Here is a 21,593-nt window from a genome sequence, read left to right on the forward strand (position 1 = left end):
CTGTTAGAGCTTCATTGTAAAACAGACAAATATAAAAAAGGCTAAGTGCGAACACTTAGCCTTTATTTTTATATTAAGCCAATAATGGCGAAACAAAAAATATCATTACCAATCAAACAGTTTATCAAAGAAGCCTTCAACTTTTTTCTGTACTTCTTTTGCTTGTTGCTTCACCGCTTGTACCTGACAGTTTTGTTTAAGATCACCATTAGGATCCCAAATTGGCATTCGTGTTGTACCTGAACAATCTTCAACATAGGTGCCGTTCGCTGCTACCGTATATTTCTCTCCTTCAAGCTCTGAAGGTTGAGTTAAGACTAAAGGCTCAGGTTTGCGATGCTGAATGTAATCAGTATATAAACGCAATGCGCCTGTCGCACCCGTTAAGTGTGCAGTCTTATTATCATCACGCCCCATCCATACTGTTACCACTTCACGCCCATCAATACCTACATACCAGCTATCTTTACCATCATTTGTTGTGCCCGTTTTGCCTGCTAAATGGCTATTTGGGAACAATTTATTCAATGAATGTGCGGTACCAAATTTTACCGTATCTTGCAGCGCATACATCGTCAGCCATGCAGCCTGACTTGGTACTACCGATGAAGCTTTTGGCCAATTTTGGTATAGCACTTTCCCATCTTCATCAACCACGGCATTTAATGCCGTTAATGGTGCTAAATACCCATTATTACCAATTGCTTGGTACATCTGAGTAACTTCAAATGGCGACAAGGCTATTGAACCTAAAAATAGCGATGGTACTTGAGGGATCTCTTCAAGTGGTACCCCTAATTTTGTTAATGTCGTTGAGACTTTTTCAACTCCCAAAGCCATACCTAAATTAACCGTCGGAACATTGTACGATTTAGCTAACGCTACAAATAAAGGCACTTCACCACGATACTTACGATCATAGTTTCGAGGACTCCATACCGCACCATCTTGCATCTTAATAGAAAGAGGCTGATCTTTAAGTGAAGTTGCGAGCGTGTATTGCTCTGGGTCTTCTAATGCTGATAAGTAAACAGAAGGTTTCACTACCGAACCAATTTGACGTTGCGCATTTATCGCACGATTGTAACCAGGGAAATTAGGGTTACTTCCCCCTATCATGGCGCGGATTTCACCGGTTGTACGATCAGCAATCACCATCGCAGTTTGTAAATCTTTACCCGAACGTTTTTCCACTAACGGGATCATTTTCTTCACCGATTCTTCGGCTAACTTTTGCGATTGAGGGTCCAGTGAAGTAAACAGACGTAAGCCTTTACCTTCTTCAAAAGCATCACCTACTTTTTGCTCTAACTCACGTTTAATTTGATCAAAGTACGCAGGTTGGCGTTTCGCAAGTTGTCCTTTTGATTGAATATCCAACGGTAATTTTATTGATGCTTGATATTCTTTATCCGTTAACAGTTTATTGTCTAACATGATTTTTAGTACCACATTACGACGATCTTTCGCACGCTCAGGGTTGCGCCAAGGATTGTAGTAAGACGGACCTTTAACCAAACCAATTAACAATGCTAATTGATCAGGACGCAATTCCGACAATGGGCGATCAAAGTAATAACGAGATGCCAAAGCAAAACCATGAATACCGCGACCTGCATATTGGGCGAGATAAACTTGGTTCATGTAAGCATCAAGTACTTCTTCTTTGCCATATTTATAATCGATGATAATCGCCATATAGGCTTCTTTAAATTTACGCCATAAACTGCGCTCACTCGATAAAAACATATTTTTAGCAAGTTGCTGCGTTAGCGTACTACCACCTTGAACAGTGTGACCTGCTTTGATATTTGCGACAAAAGCACGAGCAATACCCACTAAAGAAATACCATCATGCTCATAGAAATGGCGATCTTCAGTATCAACAAGACCTTCGACTAATAGCTTAGGCATTTTATCTTCAGGAAGATAAATTCGCTGCTGGTCATTTTTCGCTTCTAACATCCCCAGCATTTTGGGATCGATATGAAGGAAACCAAGCTCTTTATTTGTATCAAGATCCTTGATTTGGCTGATCCCTTCACTGTTGAATGTCACAACAACATGACGAGCGCCTTCTGCGCCCTCTTTAAAATTAAATGGTCGACGAACAAATTCAACAGACCAGCCATTCGCTTTATATTCACCGCTTTGATCAGGCTTAGCGACTTTTTGATAGCCCAATACTTTTAACTCATTAACTAACGAGTTATAGCTAACTGGTGCTCCAGGTTGAAGAGCAAGCTCGCGTGCGTAAACCACTGAAGGTAATTGCCACAGTTGACCTGCAAACTTCTCACTGATGGTTTTGTTTAAGTTATTCCCAAGATAAGCCATACCCAAGCCACCAATAATGGCAACAGTAAGAATACTACGCTTAATTAATTTACGCGTAGACGATGGCTGTGGCTTATCCTGTTGATTATCAGGCTGATGTTTATTTGATGTCATTCATTCTTCCAATTTAACGGCGACGACTTTACTAAAAAACAATTATCAAACAATAAGATAAATAAGACGGCTGTTAAATTACTACCTTATATAAAATCAATATAGTTGGGCTAAACATAATCCTAATTATCAATGATCATGTCATCCTAGTGTCAGTTCTATATTGTATGATTTTTTTATCAAGGCTGGCAAAAAACATTATTTTATTATGGTCAAAATGGCGCTTACGTTGAACATCTACCCGCTTAGTAATGAGATTCACCTATCCTCAAAAGATAGAGTTTGATTTCGTATCATTAGGAATGACAAATGAAAAAATTATTACTCAGCACAATAGTAAGCCTACTGTTTACCTCACCTCTCAACGCTCAAAGCCTCACCGTTAACATGATCGATCTAAAATCTAATAACAGTGTCGGCACAATAACCATCAGCCAAAACAAATACAGCACGGTTTTTACGCCTAATCTCCATCACTTATCACCAGGAATACATGCTTTTCATGTCCATGAAAATGGCAGTTGTGATAGTACTGAAACGAACGGAAAAACTATATTAGGGGGAGCAACTGGCAAACATTATGATCCTGATAATACGAATAAACATGGCTATCCTTGGACCGATGATAACCATCGCGGTGATTTACCATCACTTTATGCCGACGCACACGGGCATGTTACCACCCCCGTTTTAGCACCACGTCTTACCATAGATGAATTAAAAAATCGTTCCATTATGTTACATGAAGGCGGAGATAATCATGCCGATCACCCGATGCCTCATGGTGGTGGTGGAATGCGGATGCTTTGTGGCGTAATAAGCGGTTAATTCAATCCGCCTTTGGGTCGCAATTTATTCGCAAATCATCCACAATACCGTCTTTAAGAAAGCCAGCGATCAATTCCGATCGGGCACAGGTACCATGAGATAGCTATGCAACGTGATTATACTTTAAACTGCCTATTAACAATGCCTCGCCATGAGCTTGAAGAATTTAGCTTACGCGTAATCAGCCGCATGGTGCCGGAAGATGTAATGCAGGAAATATTCACTTTTGAACAAGAAGAAGTGGATAGTGAAGAACGCCTTAAATCTGCACAATTTGATGCAATGTTACGTATGACAGCAGTTGCTTTAGGTGAAGTCAAAGAAGCATTTTCAGAATCAGATAACGCTAAACAAAATGTTGAGCGCATGACACGTTTAATTCTTTGGCATTTTTACGCTATCTCATTCCAGCTAGAGGAAGCTGTCACATTAGAGCAGCACTGTACTGAAGTTGAAAAGATTTTAGCCAATGCGCCTGACAACGCATTTGGTTGGATAAGTGTACTGACAGAATTGCTTCATCGTTACGCAGCATTAAGCGAAGAAAAATAACCATTCCTCGCATCATTAATAGTTAAATAAAAAGGCGTACCCTTAGGATACGCCTTCTTTTTATTTTTTATTGCCGATACTAAATACTATTAATAATCGAAATCGCTGTACTCCGGACTCTCAAAACGTGAACGTGTCATACGACGTTTCTTTTTGTTACGAGATTGATTCAAATCTTGAAAATCATCATTAAATTCTGAGTTGAATTTTGATTTGCTGCCCTTGTGAAACTTTTGGTCTAACTTAGCCATTTGCGATTCCTGAACTACATCCAGAGTAAGTAATTAATAAATAGAACACAGGCAATATTAATGTTCTATTGTGACAAAAATACGTCGCTTTTTTGTAAAATCAGTGACAACTGCCTTGTTTGTTTTCCACTTGATTTATTGCTTAATTCGTATTTTTTCTAAGACTAATTCAGGAACTCGCTCTCTGTACAACAAGATATTTTACTGATTATCAGCAAAAAAACTTATCAATTGTTTTCGGTCACATTCTTGAAAGGAACTTCGACCAAAGCGTTGATCAAGTCCTCTTTTTCGTTATCTTCTCGCCATACTAAATACAAGCTTTGATCCATAACTGGCGCGTCTTCTACCACATGAAGTAAACCTTCTTTCTTAGCACTTTCAACAACAGGCGATGGCAGGTAACCAACTCCAGCATTCGCTAAAATATAATCAAGCGCCATTTTAACAGAATGTGTATGCATAATTGGTGTACGCTGAAGCTCAGCAATACGACTATGCTCAACAGAAAATCGTGTTCCCCAATCTAAAAAGACAAGTGGAATATCACGAGTATCATGTAAGCAACAATTACTTTTGTTAGTCACTAACTGTAATTGGTAGTCTCGGACTTTACGTACATGGAGGTTTTCAATTTTCGGTGGCTCACTGGTAATAAAGAGATCGATACTCTTATCGAACAAGCGTTTTGCCATCCCTTCACGTTTAACCGACTCTAAACGTAATGCTAATCCAGGTATACTGGCATAAATATGATTAATCCAATCGGAAATACCATCAAACTCCCAGAATAAGGGAGATGCACCAATGGCTAATTGGGTATTTAGGCTATCTGTTAATGCAACATCCTGCTTCGCACGTCCCCATGTTTGTAAAATAGCTTCAGCATAAGGCTGTAAACGCTCGCCAGCTGCAGTTAAATGGACATTACCACGTTGACGAGAAAACAACGGGTTACCTAGCTGAGACTCAAGCTGTCGAATACGAAAGCTTACGGCAGACTGCGTTAAATATAAATTATCAGCTGCACGGCCAAAGTGACGAGTCTTAGTTACTTCTAAAAATGTTTTTAGTAATTCTGTATCCACAGCGAAATTCTCAAGAATAAGAAGGATAGATTGCGTGATTATCGTGCTATTTAAGCATTATATATCTAATTAGCAAGAGCTTAATCTAGATCTTAAACGTTATGATGATTTATGGCATTGAATCATCAAAAATATTCATTGGTACGATAAAAATTGTTTGATTTACAACTCGCCAAGTCTGGATAAATATCACCGCAAATCACATCAAGGACTTTATGAATGAGAAGTGAAGGTAAATTTTACGACGATAAAAATTTCCCACGTGGCTTTAATCGCTCGGGGGTTTTCACAATTAGTGAAGCCAGCGTCTTAGAAAATTACGGCCGTATTATGCGTGCCTTACATGAAGGGACTACCCAACCAATCGATGAGTCTGAAACTCAGTTCCTTGCTGAAGTGTTAGGTCAGCAAGCAGCAGTGTCTGAATTTGGTAAGTGTTGGTTAAAATACCTGAACCACACCACTCATAAAGCACGCAGTTATACCTTATGCGTGTCGCAACGTGCCAATAATGGCGTATACGGCGACGATGATGATACCGATAGTGGTAGTGATAGCGATTTAGACTATTAATTACTATCAGAGGGCTAACCTCTGTTTATCGAGTAACAATGAAGCCATCCCACTCTCGTGCGATGGCTTATTTCTTTTTAATAGCCTGTAAAACAGGCACTTTCTTGGTAGAGCTATGAAAATTTGTTTTGTTATGTATCCGTGGGACAAAGTTGAAGCCGAAAACGACTCCACACTACGTCTGATCCATGAAGCCGCAAGCCGCGGTCACACGGTTGCAATTACAACACCAAGTAACTTAACTATGCGTGACAGCATGGCTATTGCATTCTGTAACGTATTAAAAAAAGGTGATGTATCAAACAATATTCCAAGCTTTTACCGTAAAGCTGAATTTAACAAAGCTGAGCTACCACTCGCGGGCTTTGACGTTATCTTTATGCGTGCTAACCCACCACTAGATACCATGGCTCTTAATTTCTTAGATTCTGTGCGTGAACATACTTTCATTATTAATGATATTGATGGTCTACGTGTCGCTAATAACAAGCTATATACAGCCTCGTTACCCGATCCAAACCATGAATATATTCCAGCAACACACGTATCAAAGAACCGTGAATACTTAGAGCGTGTATTAGACGAATCAACCCATGATCGTATGATCTTAAAGCCACTAAATGGTTACGGTGGTAAAGGCGTAATCTTGGTTGAAAAGAGTGCAAAATCAAGTGTTAAATCATTACTTGATTTCTACATTGGTGACGATGAAAACTATGTGATCTTACAAGATTACATCGAAGGTGCGGAACAAGGTGATGTACGTATTCTCCTGCTGAATGGTGAGCCTATTGGTGCAATGCGCCGTGTACCAGCAGAAGGCGATGTACGTTCCAACATCCATGCCGGTGGTCGTGAAGTAAAACACGTACTAACGAAGCAAGAGCTTAACCTATGTAAACACATTGGTCCTAAGCTTGTGCGCGACGGTTTGTTCTTTGTTGGACTTGACGTTATTAACGGTAAACTGGTTGAAGTAAACGTATTAAGCCCAGGCGGCATTACCCGTATCAATCGCCTTAACCGTGTAAAACTTCAACGTAATGTACTGGATTTTGCTGAGAGTGTAGTAATGGCGAAAGAAGTCGGCATTGCACGTAAAAATGATTTTCGAAAGGTGATTGCAGATGCTGCATACTGAGTTAGAGGTTCTGGAGAAAATCCGCAGCCTAACTCCCTTTGAAGCAAAACTTGATGATGGCAGCTTGACGATTCGTGTTAGCGAATATCAGCCTTATATTGCGACTGCTATTCATCATGGACACAACCTTCGTGGCGAGTTAAAAGAAAAATGTGCGCTAACAGAAGAAGAGCGCTACTTTGAAGAAGATCCATTTACTGGCGATTTTATTTCATCTCTGCCAATCATTCTTCAAGGTGAAGATTCACGATACGAATACGATCTTAACCGTGATCCAAGCAACTGTATCTATGACGATGCTTGGGGCAAGAATGTATGGCTTGAGCCATTAACGGTAGAGGAACGTGCAGTAACGCATGAAAAACATAACCGCTACTATCGTATTCTTAAATGTTTAATTGAAACATTAGAAAAAGAGTTCGGTTTATGTTTGTTATATGACATCCATTCATATAACTACCAACGTATTGACGAGAAAACACCGACATTCAATGTCGGAACTAAACAAGTTAACTGTCGTCGTTGGCGTAAAGAAATTGATGTCATGCTTGAAGGTTTAAATAGCATAGAGCTACCCAACCTTGAAGTAACAGCATTAGAAAACGATGTCTTTAAAGGCATGGGTTACCAAGCTACTTTCATTAAAGAAAACTTTAAAAACACATTAATCTTACCGATTGAAGTAAAAAAAGTATTCATGAATGAAGAAGGCGGCGAAGCGTATCCATTAGTGATTGAAAAACTAAAAGAATCCATGAAAACCGTGATTACGGAACATGCTGCTTTTACTATCACTAAACGCACAAAAGCCAAAGGTTTAACAGGTAATGATCTGCTTGCTTCGAATTTATCGAAAGAAGTACTCAAACTGGATCGCCAGCTATATCGTATTGCTCGTGGTATCAATACACTTAGCTACATCAACCCAACGAACCTTAAGCAAGAAAAACGACGCTTTTTAAGTAAGCCACATAGCTATCAGCCACAGTTTACTTATCGTCAACTTGATTTAGATCCATACAAGTTCCGTGAGCAACTTTACCGTCTACCAGTAGAAGGTATCCGTGATGCTGACGTACAAAAAATGTATCGCAAAGTTATCGACCAATTAGCGGTACGTATTGATCTACTTTGTAGTATTGGTACTGATGAGTTCTTATATAATTCATTACGTTACTACGGTCAGCCTGATGAGCGTGATATTGCCAATGCAAAATTTATTCTTCATGCTTGTGAATACAAAGAGCAGCAGCCTGCAACAATCACAGCCAATGAAGCAATAGAAGCGTTTAAAGAAGCGGCTAAAGAGTACGATATTCCTTGTAAAGTCGTATCCTCTAAGCAGCTAATCGCACGTGCAATGGTCAGTGGTAAAACGATCAAGGTGAACCCAAACAGCCGTTTTACACAAGGTGATTTGGATGCGTTAATTCATCACGAACTGGGTGTGCACTTAGTTACGTCAGTAAATGCTGAACGTCAACCATTGAAGATCCTACAACTGGGTTTACCCGGTAATACGCATACACAAGAAGGCCTTGCGATTCTTTGTGAGCACTTATCAGGTAGCTTCCCACTACACCGCCTAAAAACATTGGCATTACGTGTTGTAGCTGTAGAGATGATGGTAAATGGTGACACCTTCAATGCCTGTTTCAACAGCTTGAAGCATGAATACGGTATCAGTAATGATGAAGCATTTACCGTAACGGCACGTGTATATCGTGGTGGTGGTTTCACTAAAGACTTCTTATATCTTCGTGGCTTAAAAGATGCGATTCAAGCGTATAAGAATGAAGATTTAACATCATTATTTATTGGTAAGACTGGCTTTGAATTTAAGCCCCTGCTTGATGAACTCATCGAGCGCGGTATCTTAAAACAGCCCGATTACTTACCTAAAGCACTAGAGATAGATGCGGATATCGATCCAGTGATGGAGTTTATGCTTAACTCGATTCGTTAATCGACTAGCAAATAAACCATAAACAAAAAGCGACCAATCGGTCGCTTTTTTTATGCATTATTAACGTGCTAACTTACATTGGTAAGCGTTTACGATCGACCCGTATAATAGTACAAGTCAATAATACCAGTACCACTGCGATTGCAGCCAATAGCACAAATACACCATTCCATGAGTAGCTTGTTTGTATCATCGCAATAGGCGCACCTGCGAGCGCTGCACCGATATAGGTTACCCCACCCTTCAAACCTGTTGCTGCACCTGCACCATCCGCGTGAGAGGCTTCAATAATACCTAACGCAAACAACATTTGAGGAGCATAAATACCCGCACCAATGATAAAGAAACACAGTGCCACCAGCATGTAGTCAATGTGCAATGTAAATGCTACACCTATCATGCCACCAATTAAGACAAAGCAATAAATTAAAATGGTTTTCCAGCGATCAGCACCAAAGAATTTATCAGAAATAATGCCGGATGTTAGGCCACCTAAAATACCACCTGCTTCAAACCATGCCACCAGAGAGTTCGCTTTAACTAAATCCCAGTGCAATACATCAACAAAGTAAACACTGACCCAGTCACTTGAAACAGTGCGGATCACATAGATACAAAGATCACCACCAATCGCTAACCAAATAATAGGATTAGTTAGAATATAACGTTTAAACATGACCCACATTGTTAAGCCAGCTTCAGAACGTTTGTTTATCTCAAGTTGCTTGGTATCGTTACGCCATACACCAACATTAGGTAATCCGTAGTTTTCAGGCTTACCACGCATCAGCACAGCCGCGATAATGGCTTGTACTGCGGTAATTACAGCAGGAACGTAAAATGCGTAACGCCAATTCCCAGTGTAAGCGATAACAGCGGATGCAATTAATGGCGCTAAGGCACCACCAACATTGTGTGAAGTATTCCATAATGAATACCAACCACCACGCTCAGATTTTGAATACCACTGGCTGATCGCTTTTGCAATCGGTGGAAAACCACAACCTTGTACAACAGCAGTTAAGCAATATAGAGACAACAGCATGGTGACACTGTCTGTCATACCAATACCAACGTTGATAATGGCGATCACGACAAGCACAGGAGCAAGGAATAAGCGTGGATTAATTTTATCGGCGAGAAGACCTGAACTAAACTTAGAAATACCGTATAAAATATAATAAATAGAAGATGCTAGACCAAATTGAACCGTGGTCATTCCCAAATCGGTCATTAACAATGGGGCTGCCGCTGCAAATGCTTTGCGAGAAATATACATCACGGTATACGTCAAAAAAGTCGTTATTATAATTTGCCAGCGTAAACGTTTATACGTTTCGTCTAATTTATTGTTACTCATAGGTTAAATACTTACGAACTGAATTTTTTAAAGTGTTCGAAAGCCTACTCTTTGAAGCATTTGGTTACAATTTAATTATTTGTTGCCTTTTTAACCATTAAAACAAATATTATGATTACTGGTAGAACAACTGATAAGACCAGATGTAAATAACGATAAATGACTACACCTCAGAACAAAACACCACAAATATAATAAAAGAAAAATACTAATATCATAACTTTGATATTATCAGAATAAGGGATTTTTAACCAAAAACGATTTTTTTGTTAATTCAACAGGTAGTGATATTTTAGGAATAAATATATACTAACATTCTCATTAAATTTTTATATATGTTTTATTGTTAAAAGTATTTACATTTTTATGGCAATCTATAACTAATCACAATTAATCAAAACTAAAAGCAATAATTAGTTACAAATATAAAAATAGAATAATGATTTTTTCTTATTAAATATATATTCAATTATGATTTCACAATATATAAAAAAGGCAGCCTGATGGACTGCCTTTCAAATGTATAAATGTTTAATTTTAGCGATTAGTTGCCAGGAACAACGCGTGTTGTACTACCCTGCTGATAAATATCAACACGTTGGCCCACACGGAAAATCATATTTGGATCGACTTCCTGCACAACAGCAATGGTTCTACCGCTATCAAGTTTAATTACGATATTAACACCATTGCGCTTACTAACTGCATCACCCGCTTTATTACCTAAAGCTGCGCCAGCTAAACCACCACCAATAGCCGCAATATCAGAACCACTACCGCCACCAACTTTCGAACCAAGAATGGCACCAATAGCACCACCTGCAATAGTACCAATCATATTTTCACCACCACCGCTCATGGTTACGGCATCTAATTTGGTGATCGTACCGGTTAATACATTTTGTACTGTGCGTGCCTCACCGACATCATAAGCATTACCATATGGATTCTGCGCACAACCTGTTACACCAAGTGCTGCGACTAGACATAAAGATGCTACTGTATACTTTTTCAATATAACCTCCGTCAATAAAGCAATCTGCTATTACAACGATATAAGTTTGGACGTTAAATTAACATTTTGCTCACAAATCCTGTATTCACACTGAATGGACTAATAAAAACAATATGTTACAAAATATTCGCGTAAGAAGAAGCAAAGCTTTACAATTAGTTTCTCTTTTAAAAGGTAAAAAGCACTCAATCTAGTGTGTTTTTTTACCGCGAATTTTATTAATCAACGTCACCACAGCAACCACCGCGGCCCCCGCAATAACACCCACAATACCGTTCATTAATGGTGGTAGAATAGACGCTGCACCAGGGAAATTTACTGCTTGTACAATGTTCTCTACGATTTCATGGGAATGCGGCAATGTATGTACAACGATACCGCCACCGACAAGAAACATCGCAATTGTGCCTACAAACGCCAGAGCCTTCATAAGATAAGGTGCTATGTTCACCAATAACGAGCCAAAACGGTTTTTCAAACTCGCTTGTTCACTATGATTTACAAGATATAAACCTGCATCATCTAGCTTTACAATACCAGCAACCAAGCCATAAACCCCTGCTGTCATCACAGCAGCAATTACGCTAACAACAATGGCTTGAGTTAAAAATGGATGCTCTTGTACAACTCCTAAAGAAATCACAATAATTTCAGCAGAAAGAACAAAATCAGTGCGAATAGCCCCTTTTATTTTCTCTTTTTCATACTCTGCGATATCAACATCACTTTGCGCTAACACATCGACTTTATCTTCAGTGCTTGCCTCAGAGTGAAATAATTTCTCAACGATCTTCTCAACACCTTCAAAGCATAAGAATAAACCGCCTAATAACAGCATTGGCTGAATCAGCCATGGGGCTATTACACTGATCAATAACGCTGCAGGTACTAATATCAGCTTATTTTTAAATGAGCCTTTTGCGACGCCCCATACAACAGGAATTTCGCGTTCAGCACGTACCCCCGTTACCTGTTGGGCATTCAATGCTAAATCATCGCCTAACACACCCGCTGTTTTTCGTGCTGCTACTTTTGTCATCACAGCAACATCGTCTAATACGGTCGCGATATCATCTAACAAAGTTAATAAACTTGCACCAGCCACAGGTTACTACTCCTTCCATTAAGAGCCGTTGCTCTTAAACACATAAACTAACAATATGATGTTAATACTAAACCGTTAATGCTAACTTCATCCAACATACAGTTAAGCATTATACTGCCTATACCATAAAAATAAAAATCAGCGTTTTTTATCGCGTTTTTACGCCCATTTCAATTAAAGTCGGTCTAAAGCCGAATGGCTAATCTTTCTTATCATAACGATAAATCTTTTTTGATTGCAGTTAGCCTCATTCAATTGTCTAATCGCCAAGCACCCTCTTTTCGGTTTGAGGTGTAGACTGAGATTGGAATTCCTCTCTTTACGTTATGTCATACCGTGCTAGTAGCAGCACGACCTGTTCGGAAATGACAATGAAATTATTCGCAGCACTATACCTACAGACATTTTCTTGTCTGAATAAAGTATGCGACAACGCAGCCAACAGCATCAGACCAACCCAATTTAGACGATCGACACGTATATTCATTAATAGTAATAATGAAACGAACTCTGATAGTCCCAGTTACGCGTAATTAAATGCAATACACTGCAGTCAAATGCGGATTGCTTTTTATTAGCGTAACCTTTAGATCCTGACTTTTATTACGTCAGCAACCATAACCTTCTATTTTAATTGAAATTTTCTGCAGTTATGTAGGGCTTCTGTTCGCCTTAAAAAACTGACCGCGTACTTTACAAGGATTAAGACTATGAGTGAGTGGACAATTAATAACGCACGTGACGTTTATAATACGCCTTACTGGAGCCAAAACTATTTTGATATTGCACAAGATGGTTCAGTGGTTGCGCGTCCTAACTTACAGGCTCCCAACAATACCATTGGTTTATCACAACTTGCTGATGAACTGATTGCTGCAGGTGCCTCATTACCAGTATTGGTGCGTTTTCCTGAAGTAATGCACCATCGTGTCGATAGTTTATGTAGTGTATTTAACCAAGCTATTGAAAATTATGGTTATACAGATGACTACCTTGCGGTTTATCCAATCAAAGTCAACCAACAACAAGAAGTCGTTAGCGAGATTCTTAAAAGCCAATACGCTAAGCAACAACGTCAGTTAGGTTTAGAAGCAGGCAGTAAACCCGAGCTTATGGCTGTGCTGGCTATGGCGCAAGAAGCGAGTTCAGTCATTGTCTGTAATGGCTATAAAGATAAAGAATACATTCGTCTTGCACTCATTGGTGAAAAGCTAGGACACGAAGTGTATATCGTCCTAGAAAAACTATCAGAACTACGCATTATCCTAGAGCAAGCGAAAGAGCTTGGCGTTACTCCACGTCTTGGTTTACGTGCACGTTTAGCCTCGCAAGGTAAAGGCAAGTGGCAAGCCAGTGGTGGCGAGAAGTCTAAGTTTGGATTATCGGCATCTCAGGTTTTAACTGTGGTAGATGAACTGCGCCAGCGCGATATGCTAGATTGTTTGCAATTACTGCATTTCCACTTAGGATCGCAAATTGCCAACATTCGTGATGTAAGAAATGGTGTGGGTGAAGCTGGCCGTGTTTACGCAGAATTGAAAAAAATCGGTGTCGGTATTACAACTGTCGATGTTGGTGGTGGTTTGGCCGTGGACTACGAAGGTACGCGTTGTCAGAACAGTTGCTCAATGAACTACAGTATTAACGAATATGCCAACAACATTGTTTATGTATTAGGTGACATTTGCACTGAATACGATATCGCTATGCCACGCATTATTTCAGAGTCTGGGCGTAATTTAACGGCGCATCACGCAGTATTAATTACCGATGTTGTGGGGATTGAAAGTTACAAACCTGAGAGTATTTCAGCGCCAGCATTTGACGCACCACAAGTGCTACATAACATGTGGATGTCGTGGAACGAGCTCTCACAACATGCAGAGCAACGTTCGTTGGTTGAGATTTATCATGACAACCAAAATGATTTAGCCGAAGTTCACGCCCTATTTGGGGTTGGGATGATTAGCTTTATCGATCGAGCATGGGCAGAGCAAGTCAGTTTGCGCTTATGTTATGAATTAGAAAGAAAACTATCAGATAAAAATCGTGCACACCGCCCGATTTTAGATGAACTACACGAGCGCTTAGCTGATAAGTTCTTCGTGAACTTTTCTTTATTCCAATCATTGCCTGATGCATGGGGAATTGATCAAATCTTCCCTATCTTGCCATTAAGTAACTTGGATAAAGCCCCTGAGCGTCGTGCCATTATTTTAGACATTACTTGTGATTCAGATGGTGCTATTGATCAATATGTAGAAAGCCAAGGTATTGAAACAACGCTACCGGTTCCGACATGGTCAGCTGAAGAGCCTTACCGTATTGGTTTCTTTATGGTTGGTGCTTATCAAGAAATCTTAGGTGATATGCATAACCTCTTTGGTGATACTGACACTGCCGTTGTCCGTACCCGTGCTGACGGTGGTTATGAAATAGAAAAACTTGATCGTGGTGATAGTGTTGGTGATGTATTGCGCTACGTGCATTTAGACTCTAAAGAGTTTTTACGCCAATACCAAACAATGGCTGAGCAACACTTAGCTGATCACGAACGTGATGCAATTTTACAAGAATTAGCGGAAGGTCTAGAAGGTTATACTTACCTCGAAGATGTCCGTGCTATTTAACTAAAATATTAAATAAAAGGTTCCTACTACGCTAGTCATGTGTAGTAGGACGTCTTAACGGGGCTTTGCCCAAGATTGTTGTTAGGAGAAAACCATGGCAACACTAGCTAACTACCCAGATTACTCACTATTCGCCAATGCGTTTGGTTTTTTACGTCAACCACTTAACTTCTCTCCAATGGAGTCAGATGCTGATGTGGTGATCACTGGTGTACCATTTGATATGGCTACAACGGGTCGTTCGGGTAGTCGCATGGGCCCAGGCGCAATTCGTCAAATTTCCACTAATCTCGCTTGGGAAGGTAAACGCTGGCCGTGGACATTTAATTTATTTAAAACTATCAAGGTTGCTGACTGTGGTGATCTAGTGTTTGATTGTGGCGATGCCGCACAAATGTGTGAACGTCTAGAAGCTCACGCGACAGGCTTATTAGAGCAAGGCAAAGCAATGCTAAGTTTTGGTGGCGATCACTTTGTGACACTTCCTCTACTACGTGCACATGCTAAACAGTTCGGCAAAATGGCATTGATTCACTTTGACGCACATACCGATACTTATGATCAAGGTAGCAAATTTGATCACGGCACCATGTTCTACCATGCACCAAAAGAAGGACTAATTGATCCTCATCATTCAGTGCAAATTGGTATTCGTACTGAACACAGCCATAACCTTGGCTTTAATGTGATCGATGCAGGTCAAGCCAATGATTGGTCTGTAGAACAAATCGTTTCCATGATCAAAGAGAAAGTGGGTGATATGCCTGTTTACTTAACCTTTGATATTGATTGTTTAGATCCTGCTTTTGCGCCAGGAACAGGAACACCTGTTTGTGGCGGTATGACATCAGATAAAGCGTTAAAAGTGATTCGTGCTTTAGCAGGAATTAACCTTGTGGGTATGGATGTGGTAGAAGTCGCCCCTTCCTACGATCATGCTGATATGACATCACTGGCTGCAGCAACGATCGCAACCGATATGCTTCACCTATGGGCACTGACGCATAAAAAAGCAGACATCAAGTAAACTATAACTTGATTAAGCACGACAAGTTAACAACAAAAAAGCCAGAGCTAAGCTCTGGCTTTTTTTCGGTATTTTCTTTATATCGCTATAAGTTTTGCTTCTTAATTAACTAATTAAGATACCGCCCCACACCAATACAACCACAGCCATCGCAACAAATACCGCAGCAGAACCAATATCTTTCGCTCGGCCGCTCAATTCATGATGTTCAGGACCAATACGATCAACCACCGCCTCAATTGCCGAGTTAACTAGCTCAACAATCATCACTAATAACAATGAAGCAATCATGATCACTCGCTCTAACCCTGTTACAGGTAAGAAAAAGCTAATCGCAGTCATCACCACTAATAACACTGATTCTTGACGAAAGGCTGCTTCATTTATCCATGCAGCTTTGAGCCCTTTTGCCGAGTAGCCTGCAGCATTAATTATACGAGTAATCCCTGTTGCGCCCGGTTTCATTGTTGTTTATCTCTCTTATTATTAATCATTAGCTAGTACTGCCTTAGTGGGCGCTAATATTACGACATTGTGAAAATATATCTAGCTTAGGATCATAAACATTCGTTTTAACATCCATCATGCCAAGTAATGAATGGAATAAATAATCCTGCGAATATCCCCCAGCGGCGGCTTCTTTCTCTAAACAACCACGATTAATATGCTGACTTTTTTGGTATTCAGGCGATAGCCATAATATCAGTGGTACCGTTGTTTGCTCTTTCGGTGCAATAGCATAAGGTAAACCATGCAAGTACACGCCATCTTCACCCAAAGATTCACCGTGATCGGCCATATAGAACATCGCTGTATTGGCATGTTGATCATCTTGCTTCAACATATCAATTACTTGGCTCAAAATATGATCGGTATATAAAATCGTATTATCGTACGTATTCTTCACTTGTTGCTCAGTACAGTTTTGTAAATCACTGGTATCACACGTGGGAGTAAACAATTTAAATTTTTCAGGATAGCGATCGTCATACGTTGGTCCATGACTACCAATGATATGTAAAACAATCATCGTATCTTGCTTAGCATCATCAATATATTGCTGTAAGCCTTTAAGTAAAATCTGATCATAACAAGAGCCGTTATGGCATAAGCTAGGATCAATCTCAGCACTCATTTCAATATGCTTAACACGATCACAAGCCCCTTTACAGCCACCATCATTATCTTTCCATAACACATCAATACCTGCATGATGCAATACATCTAATACACCATCTTGATGGCGTGCTTTAACAGGATCATAATTCACTTTGGTCATGTCAGAAAACATACATGGCACTGAAGCAGCTGTTGCTGTACCACAAGATTTCACATTGAGAAAACTGATCACATTACGGGTTGCTAATTGTGGGTTGGTATCACGCGTATAGCCATTTAATGAATAGTTCATAGAACGTGATGCTTCACCGAGTACCATTACCATTACATTGGGTTTATTAGTTTTTGCTGTGATTGCCGCATGTTCATTTACAGCATCAGTGCCAATATGGGTAAATGGCATATTCGCTTCAATTAACTGGTAATGCGCATAACGATAGGTCGCTGATAAGTAATTGGTCGGATTAATTAGAGCTTTGATTTCTGAATGATTACGTACTAACGAAGCGTAATCTTTATAATAGCAAGCCGCTATAATTCCGATCACAACCAACGAAATCACAATCGATAGCAATTTAGAAGCAAGCTCTTTGATAAATGGCTTAAATTGTACCTTCATCGAAGTAAAGATAATCGCGGGTACAATACCAATTGCAAGTAACCACAGCCCACCACCTAAAGATAAATAGCTGGCTGCTTCACCGGTATTCGTCTCAAAAATATTAACGATCATGCCGTAATCAAAGAACACACCATAGCTATACATGCCATATGTTGCCAATGATGACAAAATAATCAGTAATGGAATAAGTATGCGATATATGCGAGGCCAGATAAGCACTGTAAAAATAATATTCAGTGCTGCACAAATAAAGATAGGAATAGAAATAGCAAAAATAATGCTCTTTGGTGGCTGGCTCTCAAATAGCTCTGTGATATGTTGCCATAGCGCAATATTTTGTATTGCCGTAAAAAAGAGTGCGACAAGCAGTGTATATAATACGCTGGTTAAGCGGAGTTTCATTATATCTATTCCCAAGAATGATTATCATAGTTATATAACGTCAACATAACTATGATAGAAGATGTTCACGATATAGGTTATGCCAGCCTTGGCGAACAGATCCTATTTTGGCGGCGAATTATATAGCCAAAAACATATAAATAACTAATATCTATATATATTGAGTGGTATTTAAAATGAAAACAAAGATTCAATTAATGAAGGGCGGTGTTCTCATTTAGGTTCCTTGCACCTTTAATAAAGATAGAAGAAATATGCTCTTAGCACTTCTACCGATAAATAAAAACTTAAAGAGGTAAATCAACGCCGCCGTATTATGAACAACCAAGCTGTTTGTATCCTGACAAAAGATACTTAGATATCGCTATAAGCCCACTTTATATATAAATAGATAAAAACCGCCGATACACATAGGTATCGGCGTTTATTTTGTCAGCACTTGAGGAGTAAATGCAGATCAAATCACAATGCTACGAAACGGGTTATTTCAGAAAATCGTTGTACAACATATACAGGTGAGCTGAACTCCATGAGAAGTTATTTGCTCCCTGCACTGCGCCCGTTTCTGGATTGTAGTTTTCTTGAATTGGAAGCTGCTTAGTTAAACCCTCTGCATTAGTAAAGAGCTTATTGACCATCTCGTTCGCTTCTTTGGTGTAGCCATAATTCGCCATCCCCTTCACACCGAAATAAAACTGATCAACCCATACTCGACCACGCCAATAGATGTCTGCACCATAAGCAGGATTATCTGCCGATGCTGTTCCAAGTGGAACCGTCGTATTAAACTTGCTTGTATCCATCATATTTTGTACAACGGCTTTAGCGGTTGCATCAGTTGCAGCTCCATTAAACAGTGGCGACCAACCTTCAGCCCCCATACCACGCTCAACAATCGGTTTACCCGCACAACCGTTGTTTAATACTTTCGCTTCAGCGCTATCAATACTAATGTCGTAGTAAAAACCTGTGGCAGTATCAAACATACATTTATTAATGTAGTCCTTCGTATCTTTGGCTTTTTGCGTAAAGGTTTCAGCGGCATCGCTATAGCCTAATACCTCGGCAATTTGTGCAAGATATTTGTTATCGCTGTACCAGTATGAGGCTTGATCAACTGACTCTTGCAGTAGTGAGTAACCAATCACTTCACCCGATGCATCTTTGTTCTCACTGAATTTCACTTGCCAATCTTTTTTCGCCAGATTCAGTTTTGCAGTATTAACCGCATCAGTATTACTGTAAGTCACAGTCTTAGCATTGATGTTATAGCTATTATCAAACTCGTACTTGTCTTTCGCATAACGACCTAGCTGATCGATGGTAGCAATTTCGTCAGAATTACTCAGCCCTTGTGCATCAGCAATGGTGTCGATAAAACCAAATACCGCGGCATCATCACGACCTGATTCCCAAGACGCTGCCGTTTGTGCCGGGCTGCTAATTGCAACATAATCACCGGATTCTAATAAGGCGTTGTATTTTTCAATACCAGAGTCCATTCTCCACTTTGAGTCTCCTTCTAATTTATAGTGATAAATCATCTGACCATCGGCGGTTGTATGTTCAGGATCGACCGCAGCACCATACTCAGGAATACCATTACTGTTGGTATCACGTGCAGTTAACCACCAATCATGATAAGCCACTAACTGTGGGTACATCTCTTCAAGCCATGCTTTGGCATCACTTGGACGGTTATATTTATCTTTCAGCGCTGTGTAGACTTCCCATACCGCCCATGACGCTAGTGATGGTTTGGTATTACGCTCATTCCATGTTTGTGCATCATTAAATTCAGTTAAGCCTAATGCATCACCACGTTGCTTAGACATGTTCATACCCACCACATCAAGCAAGTAACCTTTATCGTATGGGCGTAGCACATCATCTGCCTGTACTTGATGTTCAAACACAGTACGAATGTTCTCCATCGCTAAATCAGGGTTAAAGTGCGCCATCGCATACGCTTGTTTCCACGTATCCCACGGCCAAGTTAAGTTGCCTGAGAACCAACGTGCGGTTACTGATGGCGTTACCGTATCATGGCTTACCATACCAGCGGGGCTACGCCAGTTACCGGTTAAGGTTTCAATCGCTTTCACCGCAACCCGCTCTTGCTCTGCAGTTGCATTGTCATTTACTAAACCATGACTTAAGTAACTTTCCCAACGAGTGGTGGTCGCATTCATGTATTTAATAGGATTTTTCAAAATATCAGCCACAACTGGCTGCTCTTTTTTCCACTCATCAGCCGTTAAAGTGTGGCTAAATACGGTATAGATCTTGGTTTCTTGCTCATCACCAATATCTGACGTTGATTGATATTCCAAGCCTTTTACTGTTGTTTTAGCGGCAATACTGCGATCAATATAAAAAGTTGAATCACCTCGGGTTCTCACCCACCATGAATCACGTTCTTTACCAAACTGCAGAGTAATATCACCATGATTATCCGTTGTTAAAGTACGCGTTAAATCTGGTAATTGTTCAGCGACTGTTGCTTCATAACATTCTTGCTTATCATCTTTATCTAATTCACTGCATACTGGCTTTTCAACACCATCTAGGGCGTAGAAACCTTCAACTAATTTGCCGTCCCACAATAACGTAAGATCTTGACCACTATTATTAGTAACGGCCGTCTCAACCAATGAGGAACGAGAAGAAACAAACTGCAGTGTCATCTCAACACGAATATCATCGGCGGTTAATGTTTGAATTAACGCGCCCGGAATACTGTAAGCTTTGGCTGTAAAATTAACAGGCTGGCCATCTTTTAAAATAGATAATTTATCGAAATACTCTGCTACCGAAGTATTATATTCTTCAGCAATAGCAGTCACACCAAAACCACCTTTATTTTCTGGATTTGCTTTTAAATCTGGTAATAAGTGGCCATGCCACGCGCCGTCATCATGTAATGGCGTATAAGCCATGTGATCACCAGATCCAACTTCTGCAAGGTGTTTTGGTGTACCTGTGCGATCAATAATGTCTTTAAACTGCAGGGCTAATTCTGGTTTCTTTTTCTCTTCAGACGATGAACTAGACGAATCATCACTATTACAGCCAGCAGTCAATAATAAAGAGCCGATCACTGCAGCAAGCAATGTTTTCTTGGTTACCATTGGATTATTCGTCATTGTTACACCTTTAATATAAAGAGACATTCAACGTTAAAATTTGGACTGTTATGGTATTTTTAGTTTTAGCGTAGCTTGGGTATTACTCTGTACGCGGAAGGAATATTAAGGGCTAAAACCAAGAGTAAAATTGAAGTAGGTCACATAAGCCATTTTACTAAAATTCAGCTTAGGAATACCGCGTAACAATTAGATACAAAGATTAAAAGTAACGTTTCTTTTATTTTTGAAGTAATTTCACACTATGAAATCACAGTCATTGCTTATCTATTTATCTTTCTTAAATCATTAAATGTAAAAGTAGATCTTCCCCCCAA

Annotated in this window: 16 protein-coding genes; 7 read left to right on the forward strand and 9 right to left on the reverse strand. The window is 39.8% G+C overall.

The features are described 5' to 3' along the window. Positions 1-105: 105 nt before the first annotated feature. Entirely contained in the window at positions 106-2,451 is a 2,346-nt protein-coding gene (mrcB, locus tag BTO08_RS15290; protein WP_105061562.1) for a penicillin-binding protein 1B, read from the reverse strand. Positions 2,452-2,760: 309 nt separating this feature from the next. On the opposite strand from mrcB, the gene BTO08_RS15295 reads away from it, so the two are divergent. Together BTO08_RS15295 and BTO08_RS15300 are read left to right on the forward strand one after the other, a co-directional pair. Next, positions 2,761-3,279 carry a superoxide dismutase family protein gene (locus BTO08_RS15295; protein ID WP_105061563.1) on the forward strand — a complete coding sequence of 173 codons (519 nt, stop codon included), beginning with the start codon at positions 2,761-2,763 and terminating at the stop codon, positions 3,277-3,279. A gap of 105 nt (positions 3,280-3,384) precedes the next feature. After that, positions 3,385-3,831 (forward strand): exoribonuclease R, encoded by a 447-nt coding sequence (locus BTO08_RS15300; RefSeq protein WP_105061564.1) that lies wholly within the window; start codon positions 3,385-3,387, stop codon positions 3,829-3,831. An 89-nt stretch (positions 3,832-3,920) separates the two neighbouring features. Here BTO08_RS15300 and BTO08_RS22360 read toward each other — a convergent pair whose 3' ends face one another. Beyond that, positions 3,921-4,082, reverse strand: coding sequence for a hypothetical protein (locus BTO08_RS22360; protein WP_198038485.1), 162 nt, complete (start codon positions 4,080-4,082; stop codon positions 3,921-3,923). 227 nt (positions 4,083-4,309) lie between these two features. Next, positions 4,310-5,170 carry an HTH-type transcriptional regulator HdfR gene (gene hdfR / locus BTO08_RS15305; protein ID WP_105061565.1) on the reverse strand — a complete coding sequence of 287 codons (861 nt, stop codon included), beginning with the start codon at positions 5,168-5,170 and terminating at the stop codon, positions 4,310-4,312. A 219-nt stretch (positions 5,171-5,389) separates the two neighbouring features. Between hdfR and maoP the strand changes: the two genes are divergently transcribed. The 3 genes from maoP (at position 5,390) to BTO08_RS15320 (ending at position 8,850) form a co-directional block, all read left to right on the forward strand. After that, positions 5,390-5,743, forward strand: a complete 354-nt coding sequence (maoP, locus tag BTO08_RS15310) for a DUF413 domain-containing protein (RefSeq protein WP_005366451.1) — start codon at positions 5,390-5,392, stop codon at positions 5,741-5,743. Positions 5,744-5,858: 115 nt separating this feature from the next. Then, complete coding sequence (gshB, locus tag BTO08_RS15315; RefSeq protein ID WP_045083105.1) at positions 5,859-6,884, forward strand: glutathione synthase; 1,026 nt, start codon at positions 5,859-5,861, stop codon at positions 6,882-6,884. Then, a complete protein-coding gene (locus tag BTO08_RS15320; RefSeq protein ID WP_105061566.1) occupies positions 6,871-8,850 on the forward strand; it encodes a flavohemoglobin expression-modulating QEGLA motif protein in 1,980 nt (659 codons plus the stop codon). The genes gshB and BTO08_RS15320 overlap by 14 nt, the downstream gene beginning before the upstream one ends. A 73-nt stretch (positions 8,851-8,923) precedes the next feature. On the opposite strand, the gene BTO08_RS15325 is transcribed toward BTO08_RS15320, so the two are convergent. From BTO08_RS15325 to BTO08_RS15335, 3 genes are all read right to left on the reverse strand, one after another. Continuing rightward, a complete protein-coding gene (locus BTO08_RS15325) occupies positions 8,924-10,210 on the reverse strand; it encodes an MFS transporter (RefSeq protein WP_105061567.1) in 1,287 nt (428 codons plus the stop codon). 544 nt (positions 10,211-10,754) lie between these two features. Further along, a complete protein-coding gene (locus BTO08_RS15330) occupies positions 10,755-11,225 on the reverse strand; it encodes a glycine zipper 2TM domain-containing protein (RefSeq protein ID WP_005366456.1) in 471 nt (156 codons plus the stop codon). A gap of 190 nt (positions 11,226-11,415) precedes the next feature. Continuing rightward, complete coding sequence (locus tag BTO08_RS15335) at positions 11,416-12,330, reverse strand: DUF808 domain-containing protein (RefSeq protein ID WP_105061568.1); 915 nt, start codon at positions 12,328-12,330, stop codon at positions 11,416-11,418. 710 nt (positions 12,331-13,040) lie between these two features. Between BTO08_RS15335 and speA the strand changes: the two genes are divergently transcribed. After that, complete coding sequence (gene speA / locus BTO08_RS15340) at positions 13,041-14,960, forward strand: biosynthetic arginine decarboxylase (RefSeq protein WP_105061569.1); 1,920 nt, start codon at positions 13,041-13,043, stop codon at positions 14,958-14,960. Between the two features lie 94 nt (positions 14,961-15,054). Then, on the forward strand, positions 15,055-15,987 hold the full coding sequence (speB, locus tag BTO08_RS15345) for an agmatinase (protein WP_105061570.1): 933 nt from the start codon (positions 15,055-15,057) through the stop codon (positions 15,985-15,987). Between the two features lie 105 nt (positions 15,988-16,092). On the opposite strand, the gene BTO08_RS15350 is transcribed toward speB, so the two are convergent. The 3 genes from BTO08_RS15350 to ygjK all read right to left on the reverse strand — a co-directional run bounded on the left by BTO08_RS15350 (position 16,093) and on the right by ygjK (position 21,261). Continuing rightward, entirely contained in the window at positions 16,093-16,452 is a 360-nt protein-coding gene (locus BTO08_RS15350; RefSeq protein WP_005366468.1) for a diacylglycerol kinase, read from the reverse strand. A gap of 43 nt (positions 16,453-16,495) precedes the next feature. Continuing rightward, positions 16,496-18,130 carry a phosphoethanolamine transferase EptA gene (gene eptA / locus BTO08_RS15355; protein WP_105061571.1) on the reverse strand — a complete coding sequence of 545 codons (1,635 nt, stop codon included), beginning with the start codon at positions 18,128-18,130 and terminating at the stop codon, positions 16,496-16,498. 482 nt (positions 18,131-18,612) lie between these two features. Continuing rightward, on the reverse strand, positions 18,613-21,261 hold the full coding sequence (gene ygjK / locus BTO08_RS15360) for an alpha-glucosidase (protein WP_198038524.1): 2,649 nt from the start codon (positions 21,259-21,261) through the stop codon (positions 18,613-18,615). Positions 21,262-21,593 lie beyond the last annotated feature (332 nt).

The sequence above is a fragment of the Photobacterium angustum genome, from assembly GCF_002954615.1.
In the GTDB taxonomy this organism is placed as follows: Bacteria; Pseudomonadota; Gammaproteobacteria; order Enterobacterales; family Vibrionaceae; genus Photobacterium; species Photobacterium angustum_A.